A 12,893-nucleotide genomic window follows, 5' to 3' on the forward strand; every position below is an offset into this window, starting at 1 on the left:
GGCTCGTGGCAAGAGGGGCCATGCTTGGAAGCGCATGAGGGGAAGACTGGTAAGAAAGGGTTGACCGGACGTAGCTCCGGGCCACAGTCAGCCGTTTAGATGAAGATGGTGCCGATCCGCTCTCTCAGGTTGAACTTGCCTGGGCGGCAGAACACGCCGCCACCGATCAAAGCCACGCCCTTGGCGAACTCCCGCTCGGCCACCTTGAAGGGTGCCAGGGGAGCGTCACCGCGCTTCTCTAGGTCCGCCTTGCTGGCGATGCAGATCACATCAACATCGTGCAGCGTGTAGAGCAGTTGCTGCATGGCGGCGAAAACGGGGCCACCCACGGGCATGGCGCTTCGGGTGATGTAGCAGAATGGCGGCTCCGCCCAGTGGCCATAGGCTGTGGCCGCGAAGCTAGCCAGAGCCGCCTCGATCTGCTTGGCATGCTCCGGTTCATCGCGGGCATTGAACAGCCCCTCCGGCAGCAGTGCAGGGTTGACGATGTGCGAAGGGCTGAGGCGTCGCGCTTCCTCGAAGGTGACGACCTCGTGGCCGGGGTCGAAGGCAACTTCCTGACGCGGAAAGGCGCTCAGCATTGCCCATTGATCGACGGTGATGTCACGACGGCGTGCTTCGCGGAAGGCCGCTTCGTCGAACTTGTCCAACAACATCGGCTTGTTCGGAGCATTGCGAACATTGCTGTACCAGTCGCGATACTTAAAACACCATTTGTCGTCGTCGGTTTGACTGATCCAGAGGGTGGGCTTCCCGAGCGCTTCCGCGTAGATCAACCCATGCAGGCTCTGTGAGATCACGATGTCTGCATCCGCGATCTGCTCGATCGGTTTCATGGAGCTGTCGCGCATCTCGACCATGACAATCTCAGGCGTGTGCGAGAGCTTCTTGAACACCGGCATCCAGGCTGACGCCCAGTGCGGGATGATGGCGGCGCGGTAGCGTGGACGTCGGCCCGCCAGATGACGCAGTGCCGGAAGTGCGGCGATAAAGGAGCCAGCATCGCCCTGCGGCACGTCACCAATCTTGATGCCGCGAGAATGCAGCCAATCCCGCGTCAACGTTCCCCGGACCGCGCGCACCTTCTTTGCGTCCAGATCCGGCGTATAGGTCGAAGGATCGATGACCCCGCTGCCCCAGACATAAGAATTCTGGTTGGCCATGAACATGATGCTGCCGACACCCAGAACATGAGGGCGGTTGCCCGGCACCAGAAAAGGCTGAGTGCCGACGAGGTCGCGGATCAGCTCGGCCGTGATGGTGTCGCCGTTGTTAGGCACGCCGTTCCAGAAGCGGTAAGCGGCGAATGGAGGCCTCGGCATGTCGAGATGTCCTTATGCGGTCCGCAACAGGGACTGGCTGAGAGCCAGTGTCTCAGGGGAAGGGATACGTGCTTGCGCCCATTCGGCCACTTGCGGCTGGCTTGCGGCATCGAGCTTGCGGGCGAACAGAGCGGAGCTGGCCGTGAGCTCGGGAATCAATGACTCCGTCAACGTCACCGGGTCGCCATGGCGGAACCGCATGTTGCTCTCCACGATCTTGAGCTTCAGGCGTTCGCCTTCATTGCGGATCCAGGTCTGCACGAATAGCTCGTCGCCGCAGAACATGCCGTTCAGGTAGTTCTGGAGCTCCCGGGTGAAGGGGCTCCGGACGAACGCCTCGACGAAGCGGCGGCTCAACACGTACCAGGCACGCCCGCCATGGCTGCCATGACGCTCAAGAAAGGCGCGGCGGTACTCGATCTCCGCGATGGATGGCTTGTCGATCCGCAATTGCTTGCGGGCGTAGTTGTTCTGACAAAGAAAAAGCGGTCGGCAGTAGTACCGCATCTCGGGATCGGTGGCGTCGTCGAAGAAGCGGCGGCGAGCTTGGCGCGAGAACTGCGCCATGACACGGCCCTTAAGATGGACATTCTCGAAGTCGTTGGGGTCGCTGTCGGGCACCCCGTCCCAGATGGAGAACCGTTCTGCCACACCAGCCATCTGGCCGTAGTAATTGATGAAGGCATCGTGGCCCCGCGCTAGCGCGCGACGTTCGAAGTCGGCGAGTTGAGCCGGCGTTTTCAGCGGAACGTCCTGGCCGGACAGGTTGATGAGGTAATTCCACCTGTGGGGTAGGCTCAGGGCGTGGGTAAACATTTCCAGCAGCGCCGTGACCTGGCTTCCGCCGCCCCAGGTGATAGGGCCGGAACTCCGTAACATCAGGCGTGCTGGCAAGTTCGTGACGTTCGGCCACGGTCCGGGACAGTCATAGGATATGACGCAGGCAGATCCCTCGCTACGCAGAACAGAAGCCAGGTAATCGACCCATGGGTTCACCTGATGAATCTGGACGTAGTAGAGAAGCATATGCACTCCATGGGCGCTGGATCGAGCGAATGAACCTAGTTTTTACTCAAATCCGACGAACTTCTTTCGTGACGCCCCTTGTGACGCGAACAGCTGTCTTCAAAGCAAGCCGTCGCAGAACCGACATTATGCAGATGCAGCCAGCCAGCCGGTTCTACTTATGCGGGTAGGAGGTCCAAATGGCAAGCAAAGTGATCGCGCGTTCTTGAGCGATGCGCCGGGCTTGCAGATGCTGTAACTCGGCCGATGCTGAGGAGGTGACCGTCCGTGCCCCAATCCTCATCGGCTCCGAGATCTACCGCCGCTCCACCTATGGGCCGAAACACCCGCTGGCTATCCCACGCGTTTCCACGGCGCTCGACCTGATCCGTGCCATCGGCTGGCTTGATCCGGCGCGCTACCTCGACAGTCCCCGCGCGACCCCGGCGCAGCTCGCGCGGTTTCATCACCCTGACTACATCGCGGCGCTGGCGGCGGCGGAGGCCGATCAGTCGGTGCCTGACGAGGTCCGCTCCCGCTTCAACATCGGTGCGCAAGGCAACCCGGTCTATCGCGAGGTATTCCGCCGTCCCGCCACCGGGGCGGGCGGCACCATGCTGGCGGCGCGCACCACGGCGGAGAAGGGCGGGGTGTTCCACGTGCCCGGCGGCGGCACGCATCACGGCCGGCCGGATCGCGCCAGCGGCTTTTGCTACCTGAACGATGCGGCGCTGGGCCTGCTCACCTGGCTCGACCATGGCCTCACCAACATCCTCTACCTCGACATCGACGCGCATCATGGCGACGGGGTGCAGGACGCCTTCCACGACGATCCACGCATCTTCACCCTGTCCATCCACGAGGCCGGGCGCTGGCCCTTCACCGGCGGGCTGGAGGATCGCGCGGGCGGCCATGCCCGCAACATCCCCGTGCCGCAGGGACTGAACGACAGCGAGTTCGCCTTTCTCTGGCGGCAAGCAGTGATGCCGGTGGTCCGTCACCTGCGGCCCCAGGCCATCATGCTGCAATGCGGCTCCGATGCGTTGGAGGAGGACCCGCTCGCGCGGCTCTCGCTGTCCAACAACGCCTACTGGGATGCGGTGCGCGCAGTGATGGGTCAGGCGCCGCGGCTGATCGTGCTGGGCGGCGGCGGCTACAATCCATGGTCCGTCGGGCGCTGCTGGGCCGGAATCTGGGGCGTGCTCAACGGGCATGAGCCGCCCGAACACCTGCCGCCGGCTGCGGAGGCAGTGCTGCGCGCCCTCAGCTTCCACCGCGCCGCGGGCCGCAATCCGCCGGAGCACTGGTTCACCACCTTGCGCGACGCGCCGCGTCCGGGCCCGGTGCGCGGCGAGATCCGCCACCTGGCGGCCGCGACGTTGGAAGGGCTGCCCGAGCCAGGGCAGGTCATGGCATAAGGGGCGCCATGCACCGACGATTGCTTTTCGCCCTGCTGGGCCTCGCCGCTTCCGCCGCTCCCGTCCTCGCGCAGGAGGGACCGCAGCCGCGCCTGCCGACCGAGCCGCTGGCCATCGTCACCCGGGAGGGAACCCGGCATGACTTCACGGTGGAAATGGCGCTGACACCGGACCAGCAAACCGTGGGGCTGATGTTCCGGCCCGAAGTGAAGCCAGACGAGGGCATGCTGTTCGACTGGGGTCGTGCACGCGAATCGACCATGTGGATGCGCAACACGATTGCCTCGCTGGACATGCTGTTCATCGCCGAAGGCGGCCGCATCCACCGCATCGCCGAGCGCACCGTACCGCAAAGCCTCGCCACGGTGGAAAGCCGCGGCCCTGTGCGCGCCACGCTGGAGCTGGCGGCCGGCACGGCGGAACGGCTGGGCCTGCGGGTCGGGGACCGGGTGGAAAGCAGCATCTTCGGCAACCTGACCGCTCGGTGAAGCCGATGCGGGGGCTGGTCCTGGCCGCGCTGCTGGCCCTTGGAGCCGCTCCGGCCGGCGCGGCGAGCCTTGATTGCAGGCGTGCCGCCACCGCGGCGGAGCGGATGATCTGCGCCGATCCCGTGCTCTCGGCGCTGGATCAGGAGATGGCGGCGGCGTGGTGGGTGGCGGAAGCGAACCGGCGCGCGGGGCAGCGCGAGTGGCTGGCCAGGCGGGACCGCTGCGCCGATGCCGCATGCCTGGCGGAAACCTACCGTGGCCGCATCGCCGCCCTGCGTCCTGCCGCGACCTGCCGCGAGGAAGCCGGCACCGATCAGGCAAACGAGTGGGTGCGGCAATGCATCCAGGTCTCGCCGGCGACCCATCCGCCCTGCAACATAGCCAATCGCTGCTCGCTGATCACGGATGAGATCGCCCGGGGCTGCGGCATGATCCCGGCGGCGGAACGGCCCGCCTTTTGCGGCCGATAGGTGACCGAGACCATAGGCGGGAGCTGTTAGCCCGCGGGTTCCACCAGAAAGCTTTCCCCGTGGCCGGGCACCATGAAGCGCCGCGGGTCGATGCCGGCGGCGGCCAGCGCCTCGTGCAGCCCCTGTGCCGGCGCATCGATGGCTTCCTGGGTCAGCTTGAACGTCCCAAAATGCATCGCCAGGGCGCGGCGCGCGCGGAGGGCGGCGAAGGCCTGAACCGCTTCCTCGGGATTGATGTGCACCGCCCGCATGAACCAGCGCGGCTCGTAGGCACCGATCGGGATCAAAGCCATGTCGAACGGCCCGCACTGCGCGCCGATCTCAGCAAAATGCGCTCCCCAGCCCGAATCGCCAACGAAGCATAGGGAGCCGCCGGTGGCGTCCCGCAGGGCGAACCCGCCCCATAGCGAGTGTGCACGGTCATGCAGCCCGCGCGCGGCGAAATGCCGTGCCGGAAGGAAGCGTGCCACGACGCCGCCAGGGAGTGGGGCGTCCTGCCACCAATCCAGTTCCACCACGTCACGCAGGCCATGTTTCGCCAGCAGCCGCGCATTGCCGAGACCGGTGACGACGCGCGGCGCATCGCGCCATGCGAGCCGCTTCAGCGTCGGAATATCGCAGTGATCGTAATGATTGTGACTGAGCAGCACGGCATCGATCTTCGGCAATGCGTCGAAGGCGAGGCCCGGCGCCCGGACCCGTTTCGGCCCGGCAAAGGCGACTGGCGAGCAGCGTTCGCTCCAGATCGGATCTGTGAGCAATGTTGGTCCTTCCGGATAGCGGATCAGGAAGCTGGAATGGCCGATAAATGTCACGGCCACCTGCCCCCGGGCGGGTTCCGGCGGAGGCGGGAAGGGCGGATCCTCGATCCGGAGAGGCCATGGCGTTCCCTTGCCCTCGCGCATCATGCGCCAGACATTGCGCAGCGGCTGGCCGGGAGCCGTGCCGTCCGGGTTCAGAAAGATCCGGCCGCGCCTCGTGGCGCCGCGGGGTGGCGCCTCGGGGGCTGCCCGCCGGTGTTCATGTCCAGGCAACACACTTGTCCTAGCTCGGTTGAGGCGAACCCCGGAGGGCGATTGTGAAGGCCATACCGCTTGTCATTCTCGGCTGGCATCTGGTGATGCTGCCGGCTTCTGCAAAGGCGCAGCTCCGCTGCCAGGTGCCGGTGCAGCCGGCCTGCGCGGCGCAGTTCGGCGGCTTCTTCGACGAACGCGACCTCGGCCGCTGCCGGCGCGAGGTCGAGACTTATCGTGACGCGGTCCGAAGCTATCTGGCCTGCCTGCAAGATGAATCCGCGCGCGCCATGGATGATCTGGATGAGGCGATCGGAGGCTTCAACCGGCGGGTGCGGGTGGGTTGAAGCCGCGCGAACTGCTCAGCCCGGCAGCGCTACCCCAAGCCGCCCGGCGAGGTCGGTGATGAACTGCCACGCCACGCGGCCGGAGCGTCCACCGCGTGTCACCGACCATTCCACCGCCTCTTTGCGCAGGGCCTCCGCCTCCATCGGCAGGCCGAGAGCCTGGGCATAGCCTTCCACCATGGCGAAGAAGGTGGACTGATCGGCGTTGTGGAAGCCGATCCAGAGGCCAAAGCGATCGGAAAGGGATACTTTTTCTTCCACCGCCTCGCCGGGGTTGATGGCGGTGGAGCGCTCATTCTCCATCATGTCGCGCGGCATCAGGTGTCGGCGGTTGGAGGTGGCGTAGAACAGCACATTGGAGGGCCGCCCCTCGATGCCGCCATCCAGGACCGATTTAAGGGCCTTGTAGTCCTGGTCCTCGCGCTCGAAGGACAGGTCGTCGCAGAAGACCAGGCAGCGTCGGGTACCGGCCCGCAGAATATTCAGCAGCTCGGGCAGGGTGCGGATATCCTCGCGGTGGATCTCGATCAACGCGAGGCTGGCCGGGTGCGCCGCGTTGGCTGCCGCATGCGCGGCCTTGACCAGCGAGGATTTTCCCATCCCCCGCGCGCCCCAGAGCATGGCGTTGTTGGCTGGCAGGCCGCGGGCGAAGCGCAACGTGTTTTCCAGCAGCAGGGCCTTCTGCCGCTCCACCCCCTGCAGCAGCCCGATCTCCACCGCCGCCACCCGTGCCACCGGAGCAAGCCGTGCCGCTTCCCCGGCTGCTGCAGGATGCCACACGAAGGCGTCCGCCCCTTCCGGTGCGGACGGCGAGACCGGACGTGGCGCCAGACGGTCCAACGCCTCGGCGATGCGCGTCAGGACAGGGAGCAGGTTATGATCGTCGGACGAGGACAAGGCGGGGAATGCTCCTGAACTTCTGGAACCATGCTAGGCAGGGGCCCGAACATGACGGCCATGTCATGGCTGGGTTGACGGCAGGGTGGGGGAGGCTAGTTTCGCGCGCCGGACACGGCAAGACACACGGCAAGACGGAAGCCCCTCGATGTTCATCTCCCCCGCCTATGCCCAGGACGCCGCAGCCGGCGGCGCCACCGCCATGATCATTCAGCTCGCGCCGCTGATCCTGATCTTCGTGGTGTTCTATTTCCTGCTGATCCGCCCGCAGCAGAAGCGCGCCAAGGAGCACCGCACCATGCTGGGCGCGCTGAAGCGCAATGACCGCATCATCACGTCGGGCGGCATCCTCGGCACCATCACCCGGGTCAAGGAAGGCTCCGAGGAGATCGAGGTCGAGATCGCGCCCAACGTCCGCGTGAATGTGGTGCGCGGCACCATCGCCAGCCTGGTGAAGCCGCCTTCCGCGGCCAATGACAGCAAGCCCGCCACCTGAGGCGCGCAAGGCGTAACGGAAAAAGGGCGCCGGGGTCATCCCCCGGCGCCCTTTTTGCTGGGCGGGAGCGGCGCGCGCTCCCCGCCACAATCGATCAGGCGCTCTGGCCGGATTTCAGCCCGCCACTGAGCATCAGCTCCTCGACCTTCTCCCAGTTCACCAGCTTGTTGAGGAAGTTGTCGAGGTAGTTCGGCCGGACGTTGCGGAAGTCCAGGTAGTAGGCATGCTCCCAGACATCGGCACCCAGGATCGGCGTGCCTTCGCCGGTGGAGAGCGGGTTGGCGCCGTTCGGGGTCTTGGTGACCTTGAGCTTGCCCGAGCCATCGACGACCAGCCAGGCCCACCCGGAGCCGAACTGCGTCACGCCCGCCTGCTTGAAGGCGTCCTTGAACTGCGCGAGGCCACCGAAATCCTCATTGATCTTGGCGCCGATCTTGCCGGGCAGGCTATCGCCGCCGCCATTCGGCTTCATCACCTGCCAGAACAGGATGTGGTTCCAGTGCTGCCCCGCCTGGTTCAGCACGGGCAGGCCATCGGCGCCAGCCTTGCCGGCCTCGGAGACGATCTGCTCCAGCGACTTGCCGGCCAGGCCCTTGCTCTCCACCAGCCCGTTCAGCGCGGTGACGTAGGCGTTGTGGTGCTTGCCGTGATGCAGTTCCAGCGTCTCCTGACACATGCCGGAACCGGCGAGGGCGGAAGCGTCGTAGGGAAGCGGCGGAAGGCTGAAGGCCATGGTGGCTGTACTCCCGTAGGTGAGAATCGGATCGTCGATTCAACAGCGGCGCCGAACGGCGCCGGGCGCTCCACAGCTAGGGGTGCGGTCGTGGAGCGTCAACCGGGGCCGGGTTACATTCGGGCCGCAACGGTTTGCGTGCGCCTGTTCCGGCGGCATAACCCCGCCATGGCCGAACTTCCCCCCATCGCCGAGGCTGCACGCCGGCATGACCCGGACCGCTTCCTGTGCACCCTGTTCGCTCCCCCGGCGAAGCGCGAGGCGCAATGGGTGCTGATCGCCTTCAACCACGAGATCGCACGGGCGCGGGAAGCCGCCACCAACCCGATGGCGGCGTTGATCCGGCTGCAATGGTGGCGGGACGCGGTGGAGGAAGCGCGCAGCGGCGCTCCCGTCCGCAAGCATGAGGTGGCCGAGCCACTGGCCGCCGCTATCCGGGCCGGCGCTCTGGATCCGGATGACCTGCTTGGCATGATCGACGCTCGCGAGGCCGAGACGGAGGAGGAGATGCCTTCTCGCGGCGCGCTCCTGGCCTATCTGCGGGGTACGGCAGGCGGATACGCCGTGACTTCAGGCCGGGCTCTGGGCGCATCGCCGGACAGCCTGCCTGCGCTGCAGTCACTTGGCGCGGCCTATGGCATGGCGGGGCTGCTGCGCTCGATCCCAGCCATGGCGATGCGGGGCCGCTCCCTGCTGCCCGCCGACATGCTGGCCGAACGGGGGCTGACGCCGGCGGATGCCGCCCGCGACCCCCGACAGAAAGGCATTGCGGCGGTGGCGCAGGCACTTGCGGCGGAAGGGCTAGGCTTGCTGCCCCCGCGGCGCCCAGGTGGAGCGGCGGCACTGCCCGGCGTGCTCGCGCGGCGCGATCTCACCCGGATGGCGAGGTCCGGCTTCGATCCTGCCGAGCCGCCTCGGCCGCGCGGGCTGGGCGACCGGCTGGCCATGTTCTGGGCCGGGTTGCGAGGTTAAAACGGGCGCGGACGGGCCGTCGATCTTCCCTGTTCAGACGGTGGAGGACACTTCCCGCCGTCGAACCTGTTCAATCCGCCGCGAAGCAGTAGATCAGTCCGGCCCCTCCGGTGGTTCTCAACGCGGGAAGGCTGCAGCCGCGGCTGGCATGGGAAGAGTTCCAGGACCTGGCCGGCTCATTATCTTGCAGCCCCAGCCGGTCATGATGGCCAACCATCGCTGAGCCCTCTGCGCCGCCGAGGGTCCAGTTGCCGCAGCTCCGGTCCTGTTCCCCGGCGAAAGCGGTTCCGTCGGGCTGCGAGCCGGTCAGGATGTCGTGGTTGTTCGGAGTGTCGCCGCGGCCGTTCACGGGCTCGCCCTTTTCCGTCAGCGCCGTCTGCTTCGAAAGGCGGTTGCCGGGGCCGTGCAGCGAGGCGACGTCCTGCGCGATCACCTCACCCTTGGCATTGCGCCAGGGGCCGGGCCCGATGCGGTCCCGCGCGTGCACGGCCGGGGCGTTGCCGGTGGCCGAGCTGCTGAGATACGCCCGCCATCCACGGTTGCCGGCCCCTGCCGCCAGTGCCAGGGACTGGCAATGTGCATCGGCCCCGGCCAGCCCACCCAGATTGGCGCCCTCGCCAGGATTGGCCGAGGTGACAAAAAACGTCATCTCGCCCGCGCCCTGGCTACGGGCATCGGGCGCGGCGACAAGCAGGGCCGCAGCCAGCCCGAGCATGGCGGTGGAGTGCATGGTGTGTTCCCCCTGTTCCTGGACCCCGGACAGGACAAGGCGATTTTTGTCCTGCGGCAGGCTCCGTTTGGCCAGCTCCGCGCAGAGAACCGGCGGCACAGGCGGGTACGAGGCTACAAACCTCAAGCTCCCTCCGCCATCAGTTTCGCCACAGGGCGGGGGGAGGTGCCCTGTCATGCGGGCACCGTTTCCGCCGGGAAATCCACAACGGCACGGATGCGCGCTTCCAGATGCTCGTGCCCGGCGAAGACGGCATGGATCAGCTCCATGTCTTCCGGGTTCCAGGGCTGGAGCACTGCCCGGCATCAAGATCCGGCTGCACCAGGAACTGTCCCACCCGTACGAGTCCCGCGCCGTCGAGGCAGAGCTGCCGCAGGATGGTGCCGTTGCTGGCCAGCACATTGCCCTGCGTCGCCTGCAGCCAGCGCCGCCTGCTGGCGGGGCCGTGGAAGGGCCAGCCATCCAGGCTGCGGCGGAAGTTGAAGCCCAGACAATGATGCTGTGCCAGCTCCTTCGGCTGAAGCGACGTGCCGTGCGGCAATAGGTAGCTTGGGCAGATCGGGCTGCTGAACGAGGTGCGGCAGGCCGGCATGACGCGGCATATCGGCGTCAGCAACTACAGCACCGCGCTGATGGCCGAAGCCGTGGGGCTCAGCGCCGCTCCGCTGGTCACCAACCAGGTCGAGTACCATCCTTACCTGAACCAGGGGCCGGTGCTGGCCTGACCGCTTATTACGCGATGGCCGACGGCAAGGTGCAGCTGGACCGGTGCTGCGCGAGATCGGCGCCTGATACGGGAAGTCGGCGGCGCAGGTGGTGCTCCGCTGGCTCGTGCAGCAGGAGGAGGTGATCGCGCTGTCCAAGACGGTGACGCCGGCACGGCTGGCCGAGAACGCGGCCATCCTCGACTTCGCTTTGTCGGCGGACGAGATGACGGCCATCCACGCCCTGGCGCGGACGGATGGCCGTATCGTCAGCCCGGCCGGCCTGGCACCGGACTGGGACTGTGACCCGCCCGGGCGCGAAGCTACCCACTCGCGCCCATCACTCCTCCACCCAGGCCGGCGCCGCGCCTTGCACCACGGTGCGGATGGCGAAGGCCGACTGGATGCGCGACACCCCCGGCATGCGGGATAGCTGTTCCTTGTGGATGCGCTCGTAATCCGCCGCGTCCCGCGCCTCGACCCGCACCAGGTAATCCGACGCCCCTGTCATCAGATAGCACTCGCAGATCTCCGGGCATTGCCTCACGGCGGCCTCGAAGCGGTTAAAGGCATCCTCTGTCTGCTTCTCCAGCGTGATCTGCACGATGACCACGGTGCGTGAGGATGCGTCGGGCGCTGCCAGGATGGCGGTATAGCCGCGGATGGCGCCGCCCTGCTCGAGCAGCCGCAAGCGCCTGAGGCATGCGGAGGGGGAGAGCCCTACCGCTTCCGCCAGGGCGGCGTTGCTCATGCGGCCATCCGCGCGCAGCAGCCGCAGCATCCTGCGGTCTATCGCATCCAGGTTCGGGGACTGCATGATCTTCCATGAAGTGGCAAGAAATGCGGATTTCCCGCGTATCATTCCTACGAAGTTGCGCCGATCGCAAGCACCTGCGGGTAGTTCCGTTCTAGCATTTCGGGATTCCGCCCGCGCATCGGGCGGCCTGGCGGAGCATCCCTGCGATGAAGGTTCTTGTTCTTGGCGCCGGCGTGGTGGGCGTCACCTCGGCCTATTACCTTGCCCGTGCGGGGCATGAGGTGGAGGTGGTGGACCGTCAGCAGGGAGCGGGCCTGGAGACGAGTTTCGCCAATGCAGGGCAGGTGTCTTTCGGCTACTCCTCTCCCTGGGCGGGGCCCGGCATTCCTGCCAAAGCAGTGAAGTGGATTTTCCAGAAGCACAGCCCATTGGTGATCCGGCCGAAGCTGGACCCCGTGCAGTGGACCTGGCTGTGGCAGATGCTGAAGAACTGCAACGAGGCCGCCTACAAGACCAACAAGTCGCGCATGGTGCGGGTGGCCGATTACAGCCGAACCGCCTTGGCCGACCTGCGCTCCGAGACCGGCATCGAGTATGATGGGCGGGAACAAGGCACGCTGCAGCTGTTCCGGACGCAGGCACAGCTCGATGGCATTGGTGGCGACCTGCGCGTGCTGGAACAGTATGGCGTGCCATACGAGGTGCTGGACCGTGCTGGATGCATCGCCGCCGAGCCGGCCCTGGCGCGCGTGGGCGAGAAGTTCGTCGGAGGGCTACGCCTGCCGCAGGACGAGACGGGGGATGCGCACCTCTTCACTCAGCGCCTCGCCACGATCTGCGAAGGAATGGGAGTTGTTTTCCGCTACGGCACGGAGATCGAGCGGCTGGTTATGCAGGGCGACGACGTCGCGGGCGTCGCAACTGGCGACGGGGTGATCTCGGCAGACCGCTACCTGCTGGCGCTGGGCAGCTATTCCCCGCAATTATTGACGCCGCTGGGACTCAGCCTGCCAGTCTATCCGGTGAAGGGCTATTCCATCACTCTGCCCGTGGCTGATGAAGCAGCGGCACCCGTTTCCACCGTGATGGACGAAACCTACAAGATCGCCATCACGCGGCTGGGCAGCCGGATCCGCGTCGGCGGCACGGCGGAAATCGCGGGCTTTGACACCAGCTTGCGGGAGGAACGCCGCCAGACGCTGCTGCATTCGGTGATGGATCTCTACCCCGGCGGCGGCGACCCGGCCCGGGCAGTGTTCTGGTGCGGATTGCGGCCGATGACCCCCGATGGCACACCAGTGATCGGCCCTACCCGGTACCCGAGCCTGTTCCTGAACACCGGGCATGGCACCTTGGGCTGGACGATGTCCTGCGGCAGCGGAAAGCTGGCGGCTGATCTGGTGACCGGCCAACGGCCAAACATCGAGCACGAGGATCTGGCGGTCTCGCGTTACGCGGCCTGAACCGGCTTCAACGTTCATACGAGCGGGCGTGCTTCAGCGGGCACGCCCGGCTCTTTGTGCCCAGTCTCGGTAACGTTT

The 12,893-nt window shown here is 66.4% G+C and carries 17 protein-coding genes; 9 read left to right on the forward strand and 8 right to left on the reverse strand.

Annotated elements, in window-relative coordinates; all coding sequences use genetic code 11:
* Positions 1-95: 95 nt before the first annotated feature.
* A complete protein-coding gene (locus ACFOD4_RS05580; RefSeq protein WP_379594950.1) occupies positions 96-1,322 on the reverse strand; it encodes a polysaccharide pyruvyl transferase family protein in 1,227 nt (408 codons plus the stop codon).
* 12 nt (positions 1,323-1,334) lie between these two features.
* Positions 1,335-2,348 (reverse strand): beta-1,6-N-acetylglucosaminyltransferase, encoded by a 1,014-nt coding sequence (locus tag ACFOD4_RS05585; RefSeq protein ID WP_379594951.1) that lies wholly within the window; start codon positions 2,346-2,348, stop codon positions 1,335-1,337.
* Between the two features lie 257 nt (positions 2,349-2,605).
* Here ACFOD4_RS05585 and ACFOD4_RS05590 point away from each other — a divergent pair, with 257 nt between their 5' ends.
* The 3 genes from ACFOD4_RS05590 to ACFOD4_RS05600 are packed head-to-tail and all read left to right on the forward strand — an operon-like array spanning position 2,606 to position 4,703.
* A complete protein-coding gene (locus ACFOD4_RS05590; protein ID WP_379594952.1) occupies positions 2,606-3,745 on the forward strand; it encodes an acetoin utilization protein AcuC in 1,140 nt (379 codons plus the stop codon).
* Between the two features lie 8 nt (positions 3,746-3,753).
* The gene (locus ACFOD4_RS05595) at positions 3,754-4,233 is read left to right on the forward strand and encodes a DUF192 domain-containing protein (protein WP_379594953.1); all 480 of its coding nucleotides are present in this window, start codon (positions 3,754-3,756) and stop codon (positions 4,231-4,233) included.
* Positions 4,234-4,238: 5 nt separating this feature from the next.
* Positions 4,239-4,703 carry a lysozyme inhibitor LprI family protein gene (locus ACFOD4_RS05600; RefSeq protein ID WP_379594954.1) on the forward strand — a complete coding sequence of 155 codons (465 nt, stop codon included), beginning with the start codon at positions 4,239-4,241 and terminating at the stop codon, positions 4,701-4,703.
* Between the two features lie 26 nt (positions 4,704-4,729).
* Here ACFOD4_RS05600 and ACFOD4_RS05605 read toward each other — a convergent pair whose 3' ends face one another.
* Positions 4,730-5,737: an MBL fold metallo-hydrolase gene (locus tag ACFOD4_RS05605; RefSeq protein ID WP_379594955.1), complete on the reverse strand. Its 1,008-nt coding sequence runs from the start codon at positions 5,735-5,737 to the stop codon at positions 4,730-4,732.
* Positions 5,738-5,781: 44 nt separating this feature from the next.
* On the opposite strand from ACFOD4_RS05605, the gene ACFOD4_RS05610 reads away from it, so the two are divergent.
* Positions 5,782-6,063: a hypothetical protein gene (locus tag ACFOD4_RS05610; protein ID WP_379594956.1), complete on the forward strand. Its 282-nt coding sequence runs from the start codon at positions 5,782-5,784 to the stop codon at positions 6,061-6,063.
* Positions 6,064-6,078: 15 nt separating this feature from the next.
* On the opposite strand, the gene ACFOD4_RS05615 is transcribed toward ACFOD4_RS05610, so the two are convergent.
* Complete coding sequence (locus ACFOD4_RS05615; protein ID WP_379594957.1) at positions 6,079-6,960, reverse strand: ATP-binding protein; 882 nt, start codon at positions 6,958-6,960, stop codon at positions 6,079-6,081.
* Between the two features lie 148 nt (positions 6,961-7,108).
* Here ACFOD4_RS05615 and yajC point away from each other — a divergent pair, with 148 nt between their 5' ends.
* Positions 7,109-7,456: a preprotein translocase subunit YajC gene (yajC, locus tag ACFOD4_RS05620; protein WP_379594958.1), complete on the forward strand. Its 348-nt coding sequence runs from the start codon at positions 7,109-7,111 to the stop codon at positions 7,454-7,456.
* 94 nt (positions 7,457-7,550) lie between these two features.
* Here the strand turns inward: yajC and ACFOD4_RS05625 are convergent, their stop codons facing one another.
* Positions 7,551-8,189 (reverse strand): superoxide dismutase, encoded by a 639-nt coding sequence (locus ACFOD4_RS05625; protein ID WP_379594959.1) that lies wholly within the window; start codon positions 8,187-8,189, stop codon positions 7,551-7,553.
* 168 nt (positions 8,190-8,357) lie between these two features.
* Here ACFOD4_RS05625 and ACFOD4_RS05630 point away from each other — a divergent pair, with 168 nt between their 5' ends.
* Positions 8,358-9,161: a phytoene/squalene synthase family protein gene (locus ACFOD4_RS05630; RefSeq protein WP_379594960.1), complete on the forward strand. Its 804-nt coding sequence runs from the start codon at positions 8,358-8,360 to the stop codon at positions 9,159-9,161.
* A 70-nt stretch (positions 9,162-9,231) separates the two neighbouring features.
* Here the strand turns inward: ACFOD4_RS05630 and ACFOD4_RS05635 are convergent, their stop codons facing one another.
* Together ACFOD4_RS05635 and ACFOD4_RS05640 are read right to left on the reverse strand one after the other, a co-directional pair.
* The gene (locus tag ACFOD4_RS05635) at positions 9,232-9,891 is read right to left on the reverse strand and encodes a hypothetical protein (RefSeq protein ID WP_379594961.1); all 660 of its coding nucleotides are present in this window, start codon (positions 9,889-9,891) and stop codon (positions 9,232-9,234) included.
* A 259-nt stretch (positions 9,892-10,150) separates the two neighbouring features.
* Positions 10,151-10,483, reverse strand: coding sequence for a type 2 periplasmic-binding domain-containing protein (locus ACFOD4_RS05640; RefSeq protein WP_379594962.1), 333 nt, complete (start codon positions 10,481-10,483; stop codon positions 10,151-10,153).
* On the opposite strand from ACFOD4_RS05640, the gene ACFOD4_RS05645 reads away from it, so the two are divergent.
* Both ACFOD4_RS05645 and ACFOD4_RS05650 read left to right on the forward strand, forming a co-directional pair.
* Positions 10,482-10,616 (forward strand): aldo/keto reductase, encoded by a 135-nt coding sequence (locus ACFOD4_RS05645; protein ID WP_379594963.1) that lies wholly within the window; start codon positions 10,482-10,484, stop codon positions 10,614-10,616. The two genes, ACFOD4_RS05640 and ACFOD4_RS05645, sit on opposite strands and share 2 nt — an antisense overlap.
* 121 nt (positions 10,617-10,737) lie before the next feature.
* Positions 10,738-11,028: a hypothetical protein gene (locus ACFOD4_RS05650; RefSeq protein WP_379595261.1), complete on the forward strand. Its 291-nt coding sequence runs from the start codon at positions 10,738-10,740 to the stop codon at positions 11,026-11,028.
* Here the strand turns inward: ACFOD4_RS05650 and ACFOD4_RS05655 are convergent.
* Entirely contained in the window at positions 10,936-11,412 is a 477-nt protein-coding gene (locus tag ACFOD4_RS05655; RefSeq protein ID WP_379594964.1) for an Lrp/AsnC family transcriptional regulator, read from the reverse strand. The genes ACFOD4_RS05650 and ACFOD4_RS05655 overlap by 93 nt on opposite strands.
* Positions 11,413-11,558: 146 nt before the next feature.
* On the opposite strand from ACFOD4_RS05655, the gene ACFOD4_RS05660 reads away from it, so the two are divergent.
* Positions 11,559-12,815 carry a D-amino acid dehydrogenase gene (locus tag ACFOD4_RS05660; protein ID WP_379594965.1) on the forward strand — a complete coding sequence of 419 codons (1,257 nt, stop codon included), beginning with the start codon at positions 11,559-11,561 and terminating at the stop codon, positions 12,813-12,815.
* Positions 12,816-12,893: the final 78 nt, after the last annotated feature.

The organism is Teichococcus globiformis (assembly GCF_042646265.1).
GTDB lineage: Bacteria > Pseudomonadota > Alphaproteobacteria > Acetobacterales > Acetobacteraceae > Pseudoroseomonas > Pseudoroseomonas globiformis.

Bases quoted from the DNA above. Each gene is read 5' to 3' on its own strand.
- ACFOD4_RS05580 (WP_379594950.1), bottom strand. From the start codon at position 1,322: ATGCCGAGGCCTCCATTCGCCGCTTACCGCTTCTGGAACGGCGTGCCT.
- ACFOD4_RS05585 (WP_379594951.1), bottom strand. From the start codon at position 2,348: ATGCTTCTCTACTACGTCCAGATTCATCAGGTGAACCCATGGGTCGAT.
- ACFOD4_RS05595 (WP_379594953.1), top strand. From the start codon at position 3,754: ATGCACCGACGATTGCTTTTCGCCCTGCTGGGCCTCGCCGCTTCCGCC.
- ACFOD4_RS05600 (WP_379594954.1), top strand. From the start codon at position 4,239: ATGCGGGGGCTGGTCCTGGCCGCGCTGCTGGCCCTTGGAGCCGCTCCG.
- yajC (WP_379594958.1), top strand. From the start codon at position 7,109: ATGTTCATCTCCCCCGCCTATGCCCAGGACGCCGCAGCCGGCGGCGCC.
- ACFOD4_RS05625 (WP_379594959.1), bottom strand. From the start codon at position 8,189: ATGGCCTTCAGCCTTCCGCCGCTTCCCTACGACGCTTCCGCCCTCGCC.
- ACFOD4_RS05630 (WP_379594960.1), top strand. From the start codon at position 8,358: ATGGCCGAACTTCCCCCCATCGCCGAGGCTGCACGCCGGCATGACCCG.
- ACFOD4_RS05635 (WP_379594961.1), bottom strand. From the start codon at position 9,891: ATGCACTCCACCGCCATGCTCGGGCTGGCTGCGGCCCTGCTTGTCGCC.
- ACFOD4_RS05645 (WP_379594963.1), top strand. From the start codon at position 10,482: ATGACGCGGCATATCGGCGTCAGCAACTACAGCACCGCGCTGATGGCC.
- ACFOD4_RS05640 (WP_379594962.1), bottom strand. From the start codon at position 10,483: ATGCCGGCCTGCCGCACCTCGTTCAGCAGCCCGATCTGCCCAAGCTAC.
- ACFOD4_RS05655 (WP_379594964.1), bottom strand. From the start codon at position 11,412: ATGCAGTCCCCGAACCTGGATGCGATAGACCGCAGGATGCTGCGGCTG.
- ACFOD4_RS05660 (WP_379594965.1), top strand. From the start codon at position 11,559: ATGAAGGTTCTTGTTCTTGGCGCCGGCGTGGTGGGCGTCACCTCGGCC.